Source organism: Halomonas sp. AOP30-A1-24 (assembly GCF_052378165.1).
GTDB lineage: Bacteria > Pseudomonadota > Gammaproteobacteria > Pseudomonadales > Halomonadaceae > Vreelandella > Vreelandella citrativorans.
Genome location: NZ_JBQSXL010000001.1, coordinates 120,626 through 137,260, shown reverse-complemented (window position 1 = coordinate 137,260; position 16,635 = coordinate 120,626). Strand labels below are relative to the sequence as shown.

Sequence of the window (16,635 nt, the reverse complement as noted above, 5' to 3'; positions counted from 1 at the left end):
GTCGGGTAGCAAAATGGCGAACTTGAAAGAACGTTATCAAAACGAGGTCGTAGCTCAACTCAAAGAGCAGTTCAGCTACAACAACGTTATGCAGATACCACGGATCACGAAAGTGACTCTGAACATGGGTATCGGTGAAGCGGTTAGTGATAAAAAGCTGATCGACAATGCCGTCGGTGACCTGGAGAAATTGTCCGGTCAAAAGCCGCTGGTGACCAAAGCACGTAAGTCCATCGCGGGCTTCAAGGTGCGCGAAGGTTGGCCGATTGGTGTCAAGGTAACGCTGCGCGGTGAGCGTATGTGGGACTTTTTGAACCGTCTGGTTAACATTGCGATTCCTCGCGTGCGTGACTTCCGTGGTCTTAACCCGAAGTCTTTTGACGGTCGCGGCAACTACTCCATGGGTGTGCGTGAGCAGATCATCTTCCCGGAGATCGAGTATGATAAAATCGATCGCATTCGGGGGCTGGACGTCACTATCACTACTACTGCCAACACCGACGAGGAAGGTCGTGCGCTGCTAGCGTCACTGAACTTCCCGTTTAAGAAATAAGGGTTGGATCATGGCTAAGAAAAGTATGGTAGAGCGTGAGCTCAAGCGTACGCAGCTGGTCGAGAAGTATGCGGCCAAGCGTACTGAGCTCAAGGCAATCATCTCAAGCGTGAATACGTCTGAGGAAGAGCGCTTCGAGGCGACGCTGAAGCTGCAGCAACTGCCGCGCGACTCAAGCCCGGTACGTCAGCGTAACCGCTGCCGCATCACGGGTCGTCCGCACGGTTTTTACAACAAGTTCGGCCTTGGCCGCAACAAGCTGCGTGAAGCCGCCATGCGTGGCGACGTCCCTGGTCTGAAAAAGTCCAGCTGGTAACGCCACGTAGAATCATCAGGAGCGCACATTAAATGAGCATGCAAGACACTCTGGCGGATATGTTTACCCGTATCCGCAATGCGCAGATGGCCACCAAGGAGACGGCAGTCATGCCGTCTTCCAAGTTGAAAGTGGAAGTGGCCCGCGTGCTAAAGGAAGAAGGCTACATTACCGACTTTGCGGTTGATGAAGGCGTTAAGCCTGCACTAACCGTGACTCTCAAGTACTTTGAGGGTAAGCCGGTCATTGAGCACATTCAGCGGGTTTCCAAGCCGTCTTTGCGTCAGTACAAGGGCAAGGACAACCTGCCCAAGGTTGCCGATGGTCTGGGCATCGCGATTGTCACCACCTCTAATGGTGTCATGACCGCTCGTGCCGCACGCCAGGCGGGTGTAGGTGGCGAAGTCATCTGCACCGTATTCTAGGAGGCTGGAATGTCCCGCATAGCGAAATATCCGGTTAAAGTGCCTGCTGGTGTCGAGATCAAAATCGATGCTAGCCAGCTGACCGCCAAAGGCGGCCAAGGCACGCTGTCACTGCCCATTCACCAGGACGTGGTGATTGGTCAAGAAGATGGCCAGCTGACCTTCGCCCCGAGCGAATCTGCCAAGAGCTGGGCAATGGCCGGTACTACCCGCGCCTTGGTTCAGAACCTGGTAACGGGCGTATCCGAGGGTTTCACAAAAACTCTCGAAATTGTTGGCGTCGGTTATCGTGCCCAAGCTAAGGGCCAGACGCTCAATCTTTCACTGGGCTTCTCGCACCCGGTCGACTACGAACTGCCGAAAGGTGTCACAGCGGAAACGCCGAAAAACACCGTGATCGTGCTGAAAAGCGCGGATAAGCAGATGCTCGGTCAGTGCGCCGCGGAAATCCGCGCTTTCCGTCCGCCTGAGCCGTATAAAGGCAAGGGTGTTCGGTACGCCGACGAGCAGGTGCGTCGCAAAGAAGCCAAGAAGAAGTAAGGCAGGGTTATGAACGCGAAGAAAGAATCTCGTCTCCGTCGTGCCCGCCGTGCTCGCGCCAAGATCCGCGAGCTGGGCGTGTATCGCCTGTGCGTCAACCGTACCCCGCGTCACATCTACGCGCAGATTATCTCGCCGGATGGTGGCAAAGTGTTGGCCAGCGCTTCAACGCTGGACAAAGCACTGCGCGAGGGTGCGACCGGTAACTCAGATGCGGCCTCCAAGGTCGGTGCTCTGATTGCTGAACGCGCTAAAGAAGCAGGCATCACCCAGGTGGCCTTCGACCGTGCTGGCTTTAAGTATCACGGTCGCGTCAAGGCTCTGGCCGACGCCGCTCGTGAAGGCGGCCTGGAATTCTAAAGGGTTTTACGATGGCGAAGAACGAACAGCAAAACGGTGATCTGCAAGAGAAGTTAGTGCAGGTTAACCGCGTCGCCAAGGTGGTCAAGGGTGGTCGTATTTTCGGCTTCACCGCGCTGACCGTCGTAGGTGATGGTAAAGGTCGTGTTGGTTTCGGTCGTGGCAAGGCGCGTGAAGTGCCGGTCGCAATTCAGAAAGCAATGGACCAGGCTCGTCGCAACATGGTCAAGGTTAACCTTGCAGGCAACACGCTGCAGTACCCTGTGAAAGCCCGTCACGGTGCTTCCAAGGTCTACATGCAGCCAGCCTCCGAAGGTACCGGTATCATCGCCGGTGGTGCTATGCGCTCTGTATTAGAGCTTGCTGGCGTCCACGATGTACTGGCCAAGTGCTACGGTTCCACCAACCCGGTTAACGTGGTACGAGCGACTGTTAAAGGTCTCTCTGCTATGCATGCACCGGAAGACATCGCCGCCAAGCGCGGTCTGTCTGTCGACGCGATCACGGGGTAAGGCACCATGGCAGCAACGATCAAGGTTACCCAGATCCGCAGCACCATCGGCGTTTTGCCCAAGCACAAGGCTACTATGAAAGGCCTGGGCCTGCGTCGCATCGGTCACTCGGTTGAACTGGAAGACACCCCTGCCGTTCGCGGCATGATCCACAAGGTAAATTACCTTGTGCGTGTTGAGGGAGAGTAATCCATGAAACTTAATACCTTAAGCCCGGCCCCGGGCTCCAAACCCGCTGAAAAGCGCGTTGGTCGTGGTATCGGTTCCGGTCTTGGTAAGACCGGCGGCCGTGGTCACAAAGGTCAGAAATCACGCAGTGGCGGTAGCGTCAAGCCTGGTTTCGAAGGCGGTCAGATGCCCATGCAGCGTCGTTTGCCGAAATTCGGTTTTACGTCTGCTAAATCATTGGTCTCTGAAGAAATACGCCTGGCTGAACTTGCCAAGGTTTCCGGTGACGAAGTCACTATGGAAACACTGAAGCAAGCCAACGTGCTGAAGGATGCAACGCTACACGCGAAAATCATCCTTTCAGGCGAACTGAACAAGGCAGTTACCGTTCGTGGAATCAAGGTCACCAAAGGTGCCCGTGAAGCGATCGAAGCTGCTGGCGGCAAGGTAGAGGACTAAATGGCCAAGTCAGGAAATATGCCGGCGATGGGCAGCGGTCTGAGTGAACTGTGGGCGCGTTTGCGCTTCGTGCTCCTCGCCATCGTGGTGTACCGTATCGGTGCCCACATTCCCGTTCCCGGTATCAATCCTGACCAGCTTGCTGCCTTGTTTAGGGAGCAACAGGGCACCATCCTGGGCATGTTTAACATGTTCTCGGGTGGCGCCCTGGAGCGCATGAGCGTCCTCGCTTTGGGCATAATGCCTTATATTTCTGCGTCGATTATCATGCAGCTGATGACTGCGGTCTCACCCCATCTTGAACAGCTCAAGAAGGAAGGTGAGTCCGGCCGCCGCAAGATTAGCCAGTACACCCGCTACGGCACGGTGATACTGGCTCTTGTCCAGGCTACCGGTATGTCGGTCGGTCTGGCTAGCCAAGGCATCGCTTACAGCGCTGACTTCAGCTTCTATTTCACCGCCGTGATTACGTTTGTGTCAGGCGCGGTGTTTATGATGTGGCTAGGTGAGCAGATTACCGAGAAGGGCATCGGCAACGGTATTTCGTTGCTGATCTTCGCTGGTATCGTCGCTGGGCTGCCCAGTGCCGTGGGGCAAGCGTTTGAACTTGCTCGTAACGAAGGGGCCTGGAATGTCCTTCCGCTGTTAGCGCTGTCAGTGCTAGGTATTGCCACCGTCGCGTTTGTGGTGTTCATTGAGCGCGGTCAACGCCGCTTGAAAGTGAACTACCCACGTCGCCAGGTTGGCAACAAGATGTATGCAGGCCAAAGCAGCTACCTGCCTTTGAAAGTGAATATGGCGGGTGTTATTCCTGCGATCTTCGCGTCCAGTATCCTACTCTTCCCGGCTTCTATTGGTCAGTGGGTAGGTGCAGGTGAAGGTATGGAGTGGTTACAGCGTGCATCACAAGCATTAGCCCCTGGGCAACCGCTTTACATCTTGCTTTTCGCGGCGGCAGTGGTATTCTTCTGCTTCTTTTACACAGCGCTGGTCTTCAATCCGAAGGATGTAGCTGACAATTTGAAAAAGTCAGGTGCGTTCCTGCCGGGCATTCGCCCCGGCGAGCAGACCGCTCGCTATATCGACAAAGTCATGACGCGTCTGACTTTGTTCGGTGCCCTGTATATCACTGCGGTTTCCTTGATGCCCCAGTTCCTGATCGTTGCGTGGAATGTGCCATTCTTTTTTGGCGGCACCTCGCTCCTGATCGTGGTGGTGGTCATCATGGACTTCATGGCTCAGGTGCAGTCACACCTCATGTCGCATCAGTATGACTCGGTGATGAAGAAGTCCAACCTGAAAGGCTACGGTAGCGGCGGCATCATGCGCTGAGGCGCCGCCTTACGATTGGCGCGCCGCGAGCCGTTTTTGGAGAAAGAACGATGAAAGTTCGAGCTTCCGTAAAGAAAATGTGCCGTAACTGTAAGATCATTCGTCGCAATGGCGCTGTTCGCGTCATCTGCATCGAACCACGGCACAAGCAGCGTCAGGGTTAATTCCTACGTTGTTTTAAGTGGGTGTTCGGCATACCCCTTGCCTTAGGGCATTTAAAGGGGTATGCTGTTGCGCCTTTTGTAGATGAATAAACGAGCAAGCCGCTCAAATTTCGGAGTAAGCTGATGGCCCGTATTGCAGGCGTCAATATCCCGGACAACAAGCATGCGGCGATCTCGCTGACCTATATCTTCGGGATTGGCCGTACTCGCGCGCAGCATATCTGTGCTGCTGCCGGTATCGCGCTGACTACCAAGATCCAGGACCTATCTGGCGAAGAGCTGGATACCCTGCGTTCTGAAGTTGGTAAGTACACCGTAGAAGGCGACCTTCGTCGTGATGTTACGCTGAACATTAAGCGTCTCATGGACTTAGGCTGCTACCGTGGTCTGCGTCATCGTCGTAGTCTTCCGCTGCGTGGTCAGCGGACCAAGACTAACGCGCGCACCCGTAAGGGCCCGCGTAAGCCGATCCGCAAATAACACGCACGTTCTGGCGTAAAGACAGGAATAGACATCAACATGGCTAACCCGCGTAGTAACCGTAAAAAGGTTAAAAAGCAGGTAGTGGACGCCGTTGCGCATATCCATGCCTCTTTTAACAACACGATCGTGACGATCACAGACCGCCAGGGCAATGCTCTTTCTTGGGCAACTGCCGGTGGTTCGGGTTTTCGTGGTTCTCGCAAGAGCACCCCGTTCGCTGCTCAAGTAGCAAGCGAGCGTGCAGCGACTGCTGCAGCCGAGTATGGTGTGAAAAACGTAGACGTACTGGTTAAAGGCCCAGGTCCCGGTCGTGAATCCGCCGTGCGCGCACTCAATGCCGCAGGCTTCCGCGTGCAAAGCATCGTAGACGCGACGCCCATTCCCCATAATGGCTGCCGTCCGCCTAAGAAACGCCGCGTTTAAGGAGACAGATTCATGGCTCGTTATATTGGACCGAAGTGCAAACTGTCTCGTCGTGAAGGCACCGATCTCTTTTTGAAGAGTGGCGTGACTCCCTTCGAGAAAAAGTGTAAATCCGAGCAAATCCCGGGTGTACACGGCCAGCGTCGTCAGCGTCTTTCAGACTACGGCTTGCAGCTTCGTGAGAAGCAAAAAGTACGTCGCATGTATGGCGTACTCGAAAAACAGTTCCGTAACTACTACAAAGAAGCTGCTCGCCTGAAAGGTGCGACCGGTGAAGTATTGTTGCAGTTGCTTGAATCCCGACTGGATAACGTCGTCTACCGTATGGGTTTCGGCTCGACTCGCTCTGAAGCGCGTCAGCTCGTTAGCCACAAGGCGATTTCCGTGAACGGCCGCACCGTTAACGTTGCTTCCTACCAAGTGAAGCCGGGTGACGTTGTTGCTATTCGCGAAAAGGCGAAGAATCAGGCACGTATTCAAAACGCGTTGACCATTGCGGCCAACCGTGGCGATATCCTCTGGATTGAAATCGACGCCAAGAAGATGGAAGGCACTTTCAAGGCTCTGCCTGAACGCGGTGACCTGACTGCCGACATCAACGAAAACCTGATCGTCGAGCTGTACTCCAAGTAAGCGGCGTTAATTAATCTGCTTCTTGAAGCCTGGGCGGGATAGCAAAGCTAACCGCCCAGATGCTCTTGAGTACGGTTCTTAAGAACTCAGTATCCGTTTGGCAGCCTGAAAGGTGTTCATATGCAGCGTTCAGTGACAGAGTTTCTTCGTCCTCGCGACATCAAGGTCGAAGAAATCAGCGCACATCATGCCAAAATCGTTCTCGAACCGTTCGAGCGTGGTTTTGGTCACACCCTGGGGAATGCACTGCGTCGCATTCTGCTTTCGTCTATGCCCGGCGCTGCCGTGGTAGAGGCTGAAATTGCGGGTGTAGAGCACGAGTACAGTGCGCTCGAAGGGGTGCAGGAAGATGTCATCGAAATCCTCCTGAACTTGAAAGATGTTGCGATCAAGATGCACAGCCGCGATGAGGCGGTGCTCTCGCTGAACAAGCAGGGCCCAGCCGTCGTCACTGCTGGCGACATTGCGCTTGATCATAGCGTCGAAATCGTCAACCCGGACCACGTCATTGCACACGTCAATGAAGGTGCCGAGCTGAAAATTCAGCTTAAGGTAGCGCTGGGTCGTGGCTACGAACCGGCTGACGCCCGTGGCTCTGATGAAGAGACCCGTGCTATTGGCCGCCTGCAGCTGGATGCCACCTTCAGCCCTGTCCGCCGCGTTTCCTACTCGGTTGAAGCCGCTCGTGTTGAGCAGCGCACCGACCTCGATAAGCTGATTATCGATCTGGAAACCGACGGTACTTTGGATCCGGAAGAGGCTATCCGTCGCAGTGCGACCATTCTGCAAGAGCAGCTGGCCGCCTTCGTCGACCTTGAAGCTGATAAAGAGCAGGAAGTCGAAGAGGAAGAAGATCACGTTGATCCAATCCTATTGCGCCCCGTAGACGATCTTGAGTTGACCGTTCGCAGCGCGAACTGCCTAAAAGCCGAGAATATTTACTATATCGGTGATCTTATCCAGCGCACAGAAGTTGAGCTGTTGAAGACACCGAACCTCGGTAAAAAATCCTTGAATGAAATCAAGGACGTTTTGGCGGCGCGCGGCTTGTCCCTCGGCATGCGGTTGGAAAATTGGCCGCCCGCTAGCCTGAAGGACGACAAGGCCACCGCGTGAGTGTCGACTTGAGTCCCAGTTTGGTAAGGAATTACAACCATGCGTCATCGTAAGAGTGGTCGTCATCTGAATCGCACCAGCTCGCATCGTCAGGCCATGTTCAAGAACATGTCTGTCTCGCTGGTCGAACATGAAGTCATCAAGACAACCCTGCCCAAGGCCAAGGAACTGCGTCGCGTTATCGAGCCGCTGATCACCTTAGCCAAGCAGGATAGCGTTGCGAACCGTCGTTTGGCGTTCTCTCGCACACGTTCCAAAGAAGCCGTTGGCAAGCTGTTCAATGAGCTGGGTCCGCGTTACGCCGAGCGTCCGGGTGGCTACATCCGTATTCTCAAGTGCGGTTTCCGCACCGGCGACAACGCGCCTATGGCGTACGTTGAGCTAGTAGACCGTCCGGTTGCTGAAGAAGCCGCTGCTGAAGAGTAAATCTTTAGTTGCTGCCTCTTTAAAGCAGAATGAAAACCGACCCAGCTGGGTCGGTTTTTTTTATGCCTGGCGTATCGAGTAATGCCGCTATAAACGTTAAATTGTCCGACGAGCGTGCTAGTCTAGAGTGAATTGACGGGGCCATTGGCGCTGCAGTTGTTTACCCTTGGGAACTGATTCATGGCGCATTATTCAATGCGGGGGTGTACGCGTGCAGGCCGAGGAAGAAGTGTGCGTCTCGTTTCCAGCGTAAATGAATCATCAAGGGGCAGACATGGTGACGAGGGGAGTAAACGATAACAAGGCGTCGAGGGCATGGCTAGCGGTAACGATGTTACTGCTATTGATCATCACCACCTCGACCGTGCAGGCGAATCCACGTTACGCAGGTATTGTGGTCGACCTTGATAACGGTGAAGTTTTATACGCAGAAAATGTGGATGCACCGCGTTATCCTGCTTCGCTGACCAAAATGATGACGCTGTACATGACCTTTGAAGCGCTGGAAAGTGGCACTTTAACGCTCAATGAGCCCCTCGCTGTTTCTGCCCAGGCCGCGGCCATGCCCGCTACCAAATTATGGCTTTCTGCGGGCAGTACGATTCCTGTCGATACCGCTATCCGCGCCCTGGCTGTGCGTTCGGCGAATGATGTCGCCGTTGTGGTGGCTGAAGCGTTGGGCGGTAGCGAGCAGCGCTTTGCGCGGCTTATGACCGAAAAGGCGCGAGAGTTAGGTATGACAGCCACGACCTTCCGCAACGCCTCGGGACTTCCTGATGACCAGCAAATTACCTCCGCGCGGGACATGCTCACGCTCTCGGTGCGTGTCATGCAGGATTTTCCACAGTATTACCATTACTTCGGTCTTCAGGAATTTACTTATCGCGACAAGCGCCACACCAGTCATAATCGGCTGGTGCGCGACTACCCTGGCGCTGATGGCTTAAAAACCGGCTTTATTCGTGCCTCTGGTTTTAACGTCGCGACGACTGCCGTGCATGATGGCCGGCGGCTGGTTGCCATTGTGATGGGAGGGTTTAGCTCTTCATCGCGTGATACTCATATGGCCGATTTACTCGACCGAGGCTTTATGCGCGCTGAGCTGCGCGATCAGCGTACATGGGTCGCCAATACCAGTTTTTCTCAGGAGTTTATGGGGTTTGGTGGTTCTACACCTCCCGTGGCACCCCCCAAGGCGCCAACACCTGCGCCAAGCCAAATGCTTGCCAGTATTGAAACGACCACGCTGTCACCTGCCCCTAATACCAGCGTAGACGAGCAACTGGCCACGATCACCGTTGAAGGCCCGGCCGAGGCGTCCCGCGCGTCTAACGCTGACCCTTTGCAGGACTTTATTCAAAGTGAGCGCTTGGTGGAAGCTCCCCCGGCCGGCGCCTGGGGTATCCAGGTGGGTGCATTTAGCCAGCAAGGGCAGGCTCAACAGCTGGCCCAACAAGCGGCCCAACGCTTAACGCAAAACTTGGCCGGGCGCGTGGAGGTGGATACACTTGAAGGCCAGACGCCGGTATACCGTGCTCGCCTGGTGGCTTTGGATGAGCATCGCGCCCGTGAAGCCTGCCGTGAACTACAACTGCAAGGCATGGAGTGCATGGTGGTCAACGCAAGCCTTTAAGCCTTGTTTTAAATGTCAAAAAACCCCACCAGCTTTTATGAGCTGGTGGGGTTTTTTTATGGTTGATGTCACGACCCACAACGGCTTTTCACCAGTGCACACGTACGCGCGCAATCGCTTAGGCTAGGCAAAGGCGTACGCGTTCATTGCCAGCACGCCATGCTCAACGCTGCGGTGGAGCGGTGTGACATCATCGCCTGCGCCCATGGCTACCAGTAACGGCTGAAAATGCTCGGGCGTTGGATGGTTCCTGCTCGCTTCGGGGGCCGTTTGCCAGGCAAGCAACGCCTCACGGTCATTGTTCACAAGCTGAGTATCGACCCACTCTGCAAAAGCGCCGACCCAGTTGGGCATCGGGTTATCAAGCGGCATGGTTTCGTAAAGGTTATGGGTCAGGCTGCCCGACCCGATCACTAGAATACCTTCTTCACGCAGTGGCGCCAGGCGCTTACCCAGCTCAACGAGCTTGTCGTTAGACCAACGCACAGGCAGCGATAGCGTAACGACAGGAATATCCGCCTTGGGAAACATCAGCGAAAGAGGTGCCCAGGTGCCGTGGTCAAACCCTCGTTCCACTTCTGAGGCCCCCAGTAATTTGGCCAAGCGGTTGGCCAGTGCAGGCTCGCCAGGTGCCGGGTACTGCTGCTCGAACAGTTCGCGGGGAAAGCCGCCGAAGTCATGAAGGGTTTCTGGCGAAGGGCTGTTACTGACTTTCAGCGTCTGACTTTCCCAGTGCGCCGAAACCACAATGATCGCCTTGGGCGTCAGTCGCTTGCCCAGCGAACGTAAAAAGTGATGGGCAGGCGTAGGGGTGAGGATCAGCATGGGAGAGCCGTGGGATATAAAAAGACTGGGTAGCATAACAACGTCTCCTGGCAGAAGGCCCTGGCAGTGACCAGGGCGCGAGCAAAGGCATGGCGGAGAAAAGGTGATAGATAAACTCGTTTGGGTGCGCCTAACGCGATTAGCTAACGCGGCGGTTCAGTGTAAAGCTGCCGCCGCCTAAACCTGCCTGCACGAGCAGGGCAACGGTCCAGAATGCCGGGAACTCCCAACCACCGCCAGCGTTGGTAAACGCCCAGCCGTTGCCAAGATGCACGGACGTAGCACCCAGCAGCAGAGGAATCATTGCAAGGCTAATCCAGCGCGTATAAATACCCAGAATCAAGGCCAGGCCGCCGCCAACTTCTCCCAGAATCGTTAAGTAGGCTATAACGCTTGGTAGGCCCAGTGACTCAAAGTAGGCGACCGTGCCCGGCAGGGTAAACACAAACACCTTGGTCAGGCCATGGGCGAGTGCCATCACGCCAAGTGATAGTCGCAGCAGAGCGATGGCGTGGGGTTGAAGGTTCGTGCTCATGGTGGAAGAAGATGCATTCATGGGGTATCTCCATTGGGCAGTGCTGAAAGTTCAATGGGGACACTTTACGTTCATTGACGGCAGAGATAATCCACGCGTACCAAACATCACTGTTGCGAAATAGGCGACAATCCCATCTCCTGCTCCCAGTAAGGCGGGCTACCCCAGGCGTCCGTTAACAACTCAATAAACCGCTCTACCTTGGCAGGTAAAAAGCGTCGCGCAGGGTAAATGGCATGAATATCCAGCATCTTGGGGGGGATGTGCGGCAGTACCTGAACCAGCCGCCCAGCGATAATGCTCTCCGTTACCAAAAAGCTGGGTTGATGAGCGATACCGATGCCTGCCTCGGCGGCATGGGTTAAAACATCGCCATTGTTGCTTTCAAGCGGGCCTTGGGGTGTCAGTGTCATATGTTCAAAACGCCAGTTGCTATTGGCTAAATCGCTGCGGTAACGCAGGCAGCGGTGGTGCGCAAGCGCCTCTGCATTTGCCGGCACGCCATGGGTTTCAAGGTACGCCGGAGATGCGCAAAACAGCATTTGACAGCGCGTCAGGCGCCTGGCGATCAGGCTTGAGTCGGGCAGGTTGCCAATACGAATGGCCACATCGTAGCCCTCTTCGAGAAGATCCACGCGGCGGTCACCTAAATCCAGGCGTACATCCAGGCCAGGATATGCCACCATAAAGCGCGCCACCAGCGGGGAGAGGTGGCGCATGCCAAAACTCATGGGGCCGTTGATGCGTAAACGGCCGCTTATTTCAGAAATGCCGCTGCCTACGTCGGCGGCAGCCTCATCAAGGGCCTGTAAAATCGCTTGGGCATGCGCAAGGTAGCGCTCGCCCTCGGCGGTTAAATGCAGGCGCCGCGTGGTGCGCTGAATAAGCCGCACCCCGAGCGTCTCTTCAAGGGCCATGACAACGCGTGATACCCGCGTGCGGGAAAGATCCAACGCCTCAGCGGCCCGCGTGTAGCTGCCAAGCTCGGCAACTTTGACAAAAGCGGCAATATGGTCGAGCTGGTTCATGGCCGAGCCAACGCCCGTGCGGCCTGGTAAGGGTCAGGCTGGCCACAAATGGCGGAGATAACCGCCAAGCCATTGGCACCGGCTGCAACGACCTGCTGGGCGTGTTCAGCCTTGAGCCCGCCAATGGCCACGCTTGGCAAGGTGCAGGCCGCGGCTAATTGAGCCAGGCCTTCAAACCCCAACGGTTTAGCATGGTCCTGCTTGCTTTGGGTGGTAAACACCGGGCCCAGGCCCACGTAGTCGAGCAGGGCCACGGGGGCTGCGTGAAGCTGCTCAAGCGTATTAATCGAAAGCCCGATAATTGCCTCTGGCCCCATGGCTGCCCGTGCCTCTTGAACCGCTGTATCGCTTTGGCCGACATGCAGCCCATCGGCGCCGCTTTGCAAGGCAACGTTCAAGCGGTCATTAATCACCAGCGGTACCCCGCTACCCGCCAGGGCGGCTTTCAAACGCTTGGCCTGTTCAATCATGTCGGTATCGCTTGCGTGTTTATCGCGCAGTTGAACAAAGCTGACGCCCCCTTTGACGGCCTCAATCACGGTGCGCTCTAGCCCTGCGGCTTTACAGAGTTGAGCGTCAGTGACCAGATAAAGCGAAAGATCAAAACGCATTAGCCTTCCTCCAGCCCGGTAAACTGACGGACGTCTGTAGGTGTTAGCTGATACAAGGCGTCCAACAGGGCTACCTGAAAACTACCCGGGCCTGCCGCCTGTTGTCCAGCGCGGCTACCCGCGATAGCAAAGCTTGTAAGTGCGGCTAACGTGGCGTTCAAGGGAGCTTCGGGGCTGGCCGCTACAAAGGCGGCAACGGTGGCACTTAACGCACAGCCAAGCGTAGTGACACGCGGCATAAGCGCGTGCCCGCCGCTCAGACGCCAGTGCTGAGTGCCATCGGTAATAAAATCCTGAACGCCGGTCATCGCGACAACACAGCGTTGCTGCTTGGCGAGGTTTATGGCAGCCTCACGCGCTTCATCCGTAGAGGCTGTGGCATCCACTCCTCGGCCCGCGTGGGTCAAGCCGGAAAGCGTCATGATTTCTGAGGTATTGCCACGGATCACGCTGGGCTTAAAAGCCAATAGCGTTTGTGAAAGCGTTTGACGGTAGTAAGTGGCGCCCACCGCAACCGGGTCCAATACCCAAGGCGTATTGCTCTCGTTGGCCGTTCTGGCGGCAAGTTGCATACCTTCTGCCCAGTGTGGTGAAGGCGTGCCGATATTGATCGAAAGTGCCCCGGCCAAGCGAGTAAACTCAGCGACTTCCTCAGTTGAATGCAGCATGGCAGGGGAAGCGCCGACAGCCAGCAGGCAGTTAGCTGTGCTGTTCATCGCTACAAAATTGGTAATACAGTGCACTAACGGCGTGGTGCGTTGTACAGCGGAAAGCGCGTCGCTCAGCGGGAGTGATGTCATGGCCACCTCACAGCGTAGATCGGGTGTGATGACACCGCGACTTCCTACGCCGGTATTATCCGGTTCAGGTTCTAAGGGTGCATCTCAGCTTGAGCGTCTCAAGCGCCCCTGTCGTCAGGCTACTATCCTTGCCTTGGGCGGTGCTGTAAAGCGCAGGCGATGTGTAAGGGGAGGCCGGTAGGGTAAGCGGGGCTGGAATAATGGCTGTTCTGCCCTCATGGTATGTCATCACAACGGTATCATGCGGTGTGAAACGGTTAGAGATAGGCTTGTACACGGTATGGTTTTTGTCAAAGATAACCGCTCAATCAATTCATTTAACAGCATAATTCCCCACAAGGAGCCCAAGATGACTTTGCAAGGTGAACAGCATAAAGGCGTTCGTCCGGCCCCTGCGCAAACCCAAGGGTTTCGCTTAAACCATACGATGCTGCGGGCGAAAGACCCCGAGCGTTCATTGGCCTTTTACTCCCAGGTATTTGGCATGCAGGTACTGCGTCGGCTGGATTTCGAAGAGATGCAGTTTTCGCTCTACTTTCTGGCGAACCTGGAAGCCAGCGACCAGGTGCCGGAAGATACCCAGGCGCGTACGGCCTGGACCTTCAGCCAAAAGGGGCTGTTAGAACTTACCCATAACTGGGGCACCGAAGACCAGGACGATTTTGCCTACCACGATGGCAATGCCGAACCGCAGGGCTTTGGACATATCTGCTTTAGCGTACCGGACTTGGAAGCGGCCCAGGCATGGTTTGATGAGCACGATGTAACGTTCATAAAGCGGGCGGACCAAGGCAAAATGCAGGGCGTCATTTTTGTGAAAGACCCGGACGGCTACTGGATCGAAGTTATCCAGGCCGACCTAATGGCGGCGATGGGCGACTGATATGGCACACTTGCTGTTTCGGCTGCGCTACGTTACCGATGAAGAAGCCATGGAAGTCCGCTCACTACTGGCAGAACATGGTTTTGATACCTATGAAACGCAGGCCGGTTTTTTCCGCTTAGGGGTGGACGCGATCTGGCTGCGTGATGAAACCCAGCGTGAGGCGGCCGAAGCAGCACTGGCGGTGTATCAAGCCGAGCGCTTCACCAAGGCTCGGCAAGCGCACGCCGAGGCCGTGAGCCAAGGCGATGCACCTACCTTATGGCGCCGCCTGGCGGCGCATCCCTTTCAGGTCACCCTGGTAATGGTGGCGGTCGTCATGGTGGCACTGCTTACGCTGTTGCCATTTCTTGGCCTGACACGTTAATCAAGCCGCAGGTGCCCGCGTTTTAAGTAGAGCTTGACCCCTTCGCTGCCCGCGCTAAGTTGGGGAGCGGCGCCGGGAGGGTAGCGACACCAGCTGCCCGTCGGGTATTCGGTATCGCCGTCGCACAAGGTGCCTTCCAGAACAAACGCTTCCAGGCCACCGCCCAGCGTTGGGTAGACAATCGTCACGCCCGCCTCCCACCGCTCCAGGCTGGCGCGCTCCTGGTGAAAGGTATGCAGCATTTTATAGGTAATGCCTGGGCGACGGTCCGGCTGCCAAGGTAAACGGTGAGCAGGAACGGCCAGTTGAAGAATGTCATTGGCTGCAAACTGGTGAAGCTTCACCAGGATGAGCGCGCCCTCATCGCCTATGTGCGGGGTGTGGCCCGTACCGATAGGATTGCGCAGATAGGTGCCCGCGGGGTAGCGGCCGTGCTCATCACCGAACACGCCCTCTAGTACAAGGATCTCTTCCCCGCCGTCGTGGGTATGTGCGGTGAACTGGCTGTTGGGCGCGTAGCGTACCAGGCTGGTCGCTCTGGCGACTTCCTCGCCGATGCGATCAAGCATCATGCGTGTGACGCCTGCACTGGGCGAATCGACCCATTGATATTGGTCCGGCGTTACGCAGGCAAAGTGGCTAAAGTCGGCGTTAAGGCGCATGGTGTTGGCTCTTTGCAGTGGGGGGATCGCGGTAGTGCAAGTCTCCTTATCCACCACCCAAAATGCAATGCATAAAAGAGCGCTTTAATGACGAGCCTTTAGGAAGGCTCGTGGTATAAAGGCGGTTTTTTTCAGGGCGTCGCCGCAAGCGTCGTCAGAATATGGTGGGCGGCCTCAATACGTGCCTGGTTGGGATAATTGCGGTTGGCGAGCATCACGATGCCTATTTGCTGGCTGGGTACAAAGGCGACATAGGCGCCAAAGCCATTGGTTGAGCCCGTCTTGTTAAACCACACATCGTCATCTGCCGGTAACGGTGGCTGAAGCTGCCCGGCCTTGTTAGCCTCCAGCACCATCTCCATCGAATTGCCTGCTTGTAGCTGGTCAAGCGACACAGGGTAGGCATAGCGCTCCCAACCGAGGCCTTGGGTCATATCGCCCATGTTGACGTAACCCATCCGGGTTGCTTCCAGTGCTTCGCGCAGCGGTTCATCCACCGCGGAGTTGTCCATGTTGGCGTTAATGAACGCCAGCATATCGGCGCTATTCGACTTTACCCCGTAGGCCTCTGCATCCAGTACGCCGGGGTTCACCCGAATCGGCTCATCCTCTTTTGAGTACCCGAAGGCGTAGTTCGCCTGGGCGTCTTCAGGTACCTGCAAGTAGCTGTGCTCAAGGCCGAGTGCTGAAAACACATGCGCTTCCATCAACTGGGCGTAAGGTTTTCCAAGCCGCTGGGCGGTCAGGTAACCGAGTAATCCAATGCTCGGATTTGAATAGAGTCGATGGGTGCCGGGCGCATACGTCGGTGCCCACTGGCGGTAGTAGGCGACCATGTCGTCTTCGTTGTTGACGCTATCTGGAAACTGCAACGGCAGCCCACCCGCCGTGTAGGTGCCCAGTTCCAATAGGCTGATGTTATCAAAGGCGCTTCCTTCAAGGGCTGGCAGGTACTGGCTGGCGGAGTCAGAAAGTGACAGAGCACCGCTGGCCTGAGCGTAAGCCGCCAGCGTCGCCGTAAACGTCTTGCTGACGGAACCCAGCTCAAACAGCGTATCGGTAGTTACCGGCACGCCAGCCTCTTGATCGGCGACCCCATAATTAAAGTAATAGGGTGTGCCCCTAACGCTCACCGCTACGGCCATGCCCGGGATACTGTGCGCGTCCATCAAGGCTACGATAGTGTCGTTGACCACCGACGCCACCGGCAGACTGCGCGGATCATCATTCGCATAGCCAAAAGCGCTGATAAGAAACGAACCTGCCACAATAAGCGCATTCTTTGCTGTTAACATCTTGTTCATCAGAAAACCCGTTACGTGTTGTTGGTTAACATCGGGTGTTGGCCCCGCTGATTCGTTGCTTACGTTACGGCGAACCG

25 protein-coding genes and 1 riboswitch are annotated in these 16,635 nt (G+C 55.9%); of the genes, 18 read left to right on the top strand and 7 right to left on the bottom strand.

The window, feature by feature from the left end:
* The first annotated feature begins 13 nt into the window (after nucleotides 1-13).
* From rplE to ACT3TJ_RS00575, 16 genes are all read left to right on the top strand, one after another.
* Nucleotides 14-553, top strand: a complete 540-nt coding sequence (gene rplE / locus ACT3TJ_RS00650; protein WP_193053642.1) for a 50S ribosomal protein L5 — start codon at nucleotides 14-16, stop codon at nucleotides 551-553.
* Nucleotides 554-563: 10 nt separating this feature from the next.
* Nucleotides 564-869, top strand: a complete 306-nt coding sequence (gene rpsN / locus ACT3TJ_RS00645) for a 30S ribosomal protein S14 (RefSeq protein WP_172117711.1) — start codon at nucleotides 564-566, stop codon at nucleotides 867-869.
* Between the two features lie 32 nt (nucleotides 870-901).
* On the top strand, nucleotides 902-1,294 hold the full coding sequence (gene rpsH, locus ACT3TJ_RS00640; protein WP_172117710.1) for a 30S ribosomal protein S8: 393 nt from the start codon (nucleotides 902-904) through the stop codon (nucleotides 1,292-1,294).
* Between the two features lie 9 nt (nucleotides 1,295-1,303).
* Nucleotides 1,304-1,834, top strand: a complete 531-nt coding sequence (rplF, locus tag ACT3TJ_RS00635) for a 50S ribosomal protein L6 (protein WP_193053641.1) — start codon at nucleotides 1,304-1,306, stop codon at nucleotides 1,832-1,834.
* 9 nt (nucleotides 1,835-1,843) lie between these two features.
* The gene (rplR, locus tag ACT3TJ_RS00630; protein WP_008959159.1) at nucleotides 1,844-2,194 is read left to right on the top strand and encodes a 50S ribosomal protein L18; all 351 of its coding nucleotides are present in this window, start codon (nucleotides 1,844-1,846) and stop codon (nucleotides 2,192-2,194) included.
* An 11-nt stretch (nucleotides 2,195-2,205) separates the two neighbouring features.
* Complete coding sequence (gene rpsE, locus ACT3TJ_RS00625) at nucleotides 2,206-2,706, top strand: 30S ribosomal protein S5 (RefSeq protein ID WP_172117708.1); 501 nt, start codon at nucleotides 2,206-2,208, stop codon at nucleotides 2,704-2,706.
* A gap of 6 nt (nucleotides 2,707-2,712) precedes the next feature.
* The gene (gene rpmD / locus ACT3TJ_RS00620; protein ID WP_087108933.1) at nucleotides 2,713-2,895 is read left to right on the top strand and encodes a 50S ribosomal protein L30; all 183 of its coding nucleotides are present in this window, start codon (nucleotides 2,713-2,715) and stop codon (nucleotides 2,893-2,895) included.
* A 3-nt stretch (nucleotides 2,896-2,898) separates the two neighbouring features.
* Complete coding sequence (gene rplO, locus ACT3TJ_RS00615; protein ID WP_193053640.1) at nucleotides 2,899-3,333, top strand: 50S ribosomal protein L15; 435 nt, start codon at nucleotides 2,899-2,901, stop codon at nucleotides 3,331-3,333.
* Nucleotides 3,334-4,665 carry a preprotein translocase subunit SecY gene (gene secY / locus ACT3TJ_RS00610; protein WP_087108929.1) on the top strand — a complete coding sequence of 444 codons (1,332 nt, stop codon included), beginning with the start codon at nucleotides 3,334-3,336 and terminating at the stop codon, nucleotides 4,663-4,665.
* Nucleotides 4,666-4,715: 50 nt separating this feature from the next.
* Nucleotides 4,716-4,829: a 50S ribosomal protein L36 gene (rpmJ, locus tag ACT3TJ_RS00605; protein WP_009099023.1), complete on the top strand. Its 114-nt coding sequence runs from the start codon at nucleotides 4,716-4,718 to the stop codon at nucleotides 4,827-4,829.
* 123 nt (nucleotides 4,830-4,952) lie between these two features.
* Nucleotides 4,953-5,309 (top strand): 30S ribosomal protein S13, encoded by a 357-nt coding sequence (gene rpsM, locus ACT3TJ_RS00600; protein ID WP_192536496.1) that lies wholly within the window; start codon nucleotides 4,953-4,955, stop codon nucleotides 5,307-5,309.
* A 39-nt stretch (nucleotides 5,310-5,348) separates the two neighbouring features.
* Nucleotides 5,349-5,735 (top strand): 30S ribosomal protein S11, encoded by a 387-nt coding sequence (rpsK, locus tag ACT3TJ_RS00595; RefSeq protein WP_009099028.1) that lies wholly within the window; start codon nucleotides 5,349-5,351, stop codon nucleotides 5,733-5,735.
* A 12-nt stretch (nucleotides 5,736-5,747) separates the two neighbouring features.
* Nucleotides 5,748-6,368: a 30S ribosomal protein S4 gene (gene rpsD / locus ACT3TJ_RS00590; RefSeq protein ID WP_087108925.1), complete on the top strand. Its 621-nt coding sequence runs from the start codon at nucleotides 5,748-5,750 to the stop codon at nucleotides 6,366-6,368.
* 120 nt (nucleotides 6,369-6,488) lie between these two features.
* A complete protein-coding gene (locus ACT3TJ_RS00585) occupies nucleotides 6,489-7,484 on the top strand; it encodes a DNA-directed RNA polymerase subunit alpha (protein WP_172117703.1) in 996 nt (331 codons plus the stop codon).
* Between the two features lie 39 nt (nucleotides 7,485-7,523).
* On the top strand, nucleotides 7,524-7,910 hold the full coding sequence (gene rplQ, locus ACT3TJ_RS00580) for a 50S ribosomal protein L17 (RefSeq protein ID WP_018917717.1): 387 nt from the start codon (nucleotides 7,524-7,526) through the stop codon (nucleotides 7,908-7,910).
* A 274-nt stretch (nucleotides 7,911-8,184) separates the two neighbouring features.
* Nucleotides 8,185-9,543 carry a D-alanyl-D-alanine carboxypeptidase family protein gene (locus ACT3TJ_RS00575; RefSeq protein ID WP_407647882.1) on the top strand — a complete coding sequence of 453 codons (1,359 nt, stop codon included), beginning with the start codon at nucleotides 8,185-8,187 and terminating at the stop codon, nucleotides 9,541-9,543.
* A gap of 123 nt (nucleotides 9,544-9,666) precedes the next feature.
* Here the strand turns inward: ACT3TJ_RS00575 and ACT3TJ_RS00570 are convergent, their stop codons facing one another.
* The 5 genes from ACT3TJ_RS00570 to thiM form a co-directional block, all read right to left on the bottom strand.
* On the bottom strand, nucleotides 9,667-10,404 hold the full coding sequence (locus ACT3TJ_RS00570; protein WP_193053639.1) for a DODA-type extradiol aromatic ring-opening family dioxygenase: 738 nt from the start codon (nucleotides 10,402-10,404) through the stop codon (nucleotides 9,667-9,669).
* A gap of 103 nt (nucleotides 10,405-10,507) precedes the next feature.
* On the bottom strand, nucleotides 10,508-10,924 hold the full coding sequence (locus ACT3TJ_RS00565) for a DoxX family protein (RefSeq protein ID WP_193053638.1): 417 nt from the start codon (nucleotides 10,922-10,924) through the stop codon (nucleotides 10,508-10,510).
* An 86-nt stretch (nucleotides 10,925-11,010) separates the two neighbouring features.
* The gene (locus ACT3TJ_RS00560) at nucleotides 11,011-11,931 is read right to left on the bottom strand and encodes a LysR family transcriptional regulator (protein WP_193056587.1); all 921 of its coding nucleotides are present in this window, start codon (nucleotides 11,929-11,931) and stop codon (nucleotides 11,011-11,013) included.
* A complete protein-coding gene (gene thiE, locus ACT3TJ_RS00555; protein WP_193056586.1) occupies nucleotides 11,928-12,542 on the bottom strand; it encodes a thiamine phosphate synthase in 615 nt (204 codons plus the stop codon). The genes ACT3TJ_RS00560 and thiE overlap by 4 nt, the downstream gene beginning before the upstream one ends.
* Complete coding sequence (gene thiM / locus ACT3TJ_RS00550) at nucleotides 12,542-13,342, bottom strand: hydroxyethylthiazole kinase (RefSeq protein ID WP_193056585.1); 801 nt, start codon at nucleotides 13,340-13,342, stop codon at nucleotides 12,542-12,544. The genes thiE and thiM overlap by 1 nt, the downstream gene beginning before the upstream one ends.
* Before the next feature lie 24 nt (nucleotides 13,343-13,366).
* Nucleotides 13,367-13,462, bottom strand: a riboswitch (TPP riboswitch).
* A 229-nt stretch (nucleotides 13,463-13,691) separates the two neighbouring features.
* Between thiM and gloA the strand changes: the two genes are divergently transcribed.
* Nucleotides 13,692-14,225: a lactoylglutathione lyase gene (gloA, locus tag ACT3TJ_RS00545; protein WP_087108912.1), complete on the top strand. Its 534-nt coding sequence runs from the start codon at nucleotides 13,692-13,694 to the stop codon at nucleotides 14,223-14,225.
* A gap of 1 nt (nucleotide 14,226) precedes the next feature.
* Entirely contained in the window at nucleotides 14,227-14,592 is a 366-nt protein-coding gene (locus ACT3TJ_RS00540) for a DUF6164 family protein (protein WP_087108910.1), read from the top strand.
* Here ACT3TJ_RS00540 and ACT3TJ_RS00535 read toward each other — a convergent pair.
* A complete protein-coding gene (locus ACT3TJ_RS00535; protein WP_193056584.1) occupies nucleotides 14,589-15,254 on the bottom strand; it encodes a cupin domain-containing protein in 666 nt (221 codons plus the stop codon). The two genes, ACT3TJ_RS00540 and ACT3TJ_RS00535, sit on opposite strands and share 4 nt — an antisense overlap.
* Nucleotides 15,255-15,385: 131 nt before the next feature.
* Complete coding sequence (ampC, locus tag ACT3TJ_RS00530) at nucleotides 15,386-16,549, bottom strand: class C beta-lactamase (RefSeq protein WP_407647886.1); 1,164 nt, start codon at nucleotides 16,547-16,549, stop codon at nucleotides 15,386-15,388.
* Nucleotides 16,550-16,635 lie beyond the last annotated feature (86 nt).

Excerpts from the sequence above, each read along its gene's own strand:
- rplE (WP_193053642.1), top strand. The coding sequence starts at position 14 with ATGGCGAACTTGAAAGAACGTTATCAAAACGAGGTCGTAGCTCAACTC.
- rpsN (WP_172117711.1), top strand. The coding sequence starts at position 564 with ATGGCTAAGAAAAGTATGGTAGAGCGTGAGCTCAAGCGTACGCAGCTG.
- rpsH (WP_172117710.1), top strand. The coding sequence starts at position 902 with ATGAGCATGCAAGACACTCTGGCGGATATGTTTACCCGTATCCGCAAT.
- rplF (WP_193053641.1), top strand. The coding sequence starts at position 1,304 with ATGTCCCGCATAGCGAAATATCCGGTTAAAGTGCCTGCTGGTGTCGAG.
- rplR (WP_008959159.1), top strand. The coding sequence starts at position 1,844 with ATGAACGCGAAGAAAGAATCTCGTCTCCGTCGTGCCCGCCGTGCTCGC.
- rpsE (WP_172117708.1), top strand. The coding sequence starts at position 2,206 with ATGGCGAAGAACGAACAGCAAAACGGTGATCTGCAAGAGAAGTTAGTG.
- rpmD (WP_087108933.1), top strand. The coding sequence starts at position 2,713 with ATGGCAGCAACGATCAAGGTTACCCAGATCCGCAGCACCATCGGCGTT.
- rplO (WP_193053640.1), top strand. The coding sequence starts at position 2,899 with ATGAAACTTAATACCTTAAGCCCGGCCCCGGGCTCCAAACCCGCTGAA.
- secY (WP_087108929.1), top strand. The coding sequence starts at position 3,334 with ATGGCCAAGTCAGGAAATATGCCGGCGATGGGCAGCGGTCTGAGTGAA.
- rpmJ (WP_009099023.1), top strand. The coding sequence starts at position 4,716 with ATGAAAGTTCGAGCTTCCGTAAAGAAAATGTGCCGTAACTGTAAGATC.
- rpsM (WP_192536496.1), top strand. The coding sequence starts at position 4,953 with ATGGCCCGTATTGCAGGCGTCAATATCCCGGACAACAAGCATGCGGCG.
- rpsK (WP_009099028.1), top strand. The coding sequence starts at position 5,349 with ATGGCTAACCCGCGTAGTAACCGTAAAAAGGTTAAAAAGCAGGTAGTG.
- rpsD (WP_087108925.1), top strand. The coding sequence starts at position 5,748 with ATGGCTCGTTATATTGGACCGAAGTGCAAACTGTCTCGTCGTGAAGGC.
- ACT3TJ_RS00585 (WP_172117703.1), top strand. The coding sequence starts at position 6,489 with ATGCAGCGTTCAGTGACAGAGTTTCTTCGTCCTCGCGACATCAAGGTC.
- rplQ (WP_018917717.1), top strand. The coding sequence starts at position 7,524 with ATGCGTCATCGTAAGAGTGGTCGTCATCTGAATCGCACCAGCTCGCAT.
- ACT3TJ_RS00575 (WP_407647882.1), top strand. The coding sequence starts at position 8,185 with ATGGTGACGAGGGGAGTAAACGATAACAAGGCGTCGAGGGCATGGCTA.
- ACT3TJ_RS00570 (WP_193053639.1), bottom strand. The coding sequence starts at position 10,404 with ATGCTACCCAGTCTTTTTATATCCCACGGCTCTCCCATGCTGATCCTC.
- ACT3TJ_RS00565 (WP_193053638.1), bottom strand. The coding sequence starts at position 10,924 with ATGAATGCATCTTCTTCCACCATGAGCACGAACCTTCAACCCCACGCC.
- ACT3TJ_RS00560 (WP_193056587.1), bottom strand. The coding sequence starts at position 11,931 with ATGAACCAGCTCGACCATATTGCCGCTTTTGTCAAAGTTGCCGAGCTT.
- thiE (WP_193056586.1), bottom strand. The coding sequence starts at position 12,542 with ATGCGTTTTGATCTTTCGCTTTATCTGGTCACTGACGCTCAACTCTGT.
- thiM (WP_193056585.1), bottom strand. The coding sequence starts at position 13,342 with ATGACATCACTCCCGCTGAGCGACGCGCTTTCCGCTGTACAACGCACC.
- gloA (WP_087108912.1), top strand. The coding sequence starts at position 13,692 with ATGACTTTGCAAGGTGAACAGCATAAAGGCGTTCGTCCGGCCCCTGCG.
- ACT3TJ_RS00540 (WP_087108910.1), top strand. The coding sequence starts at position 14,227 with ATGGCACACTTGCTGTTTCGGCTGCGCTACGTTACCGATGAAGAAGCC.
- ACT3TJ_RS00535 (WP_193056584.1), bottom strand. The coding sequence starts at position 15,254 with ATGCGCCTTAACGCCGACTTTAGCCACTTTGCCTGCGTAACGCCGGAC.
- ampC (WP_407647886.1), bottom strand. The coding sequence starts at position 16,549 with ATGTTAACAGCAAAGAATGCGCTTATTGTGGCAGGTTCGTTTCTTATC.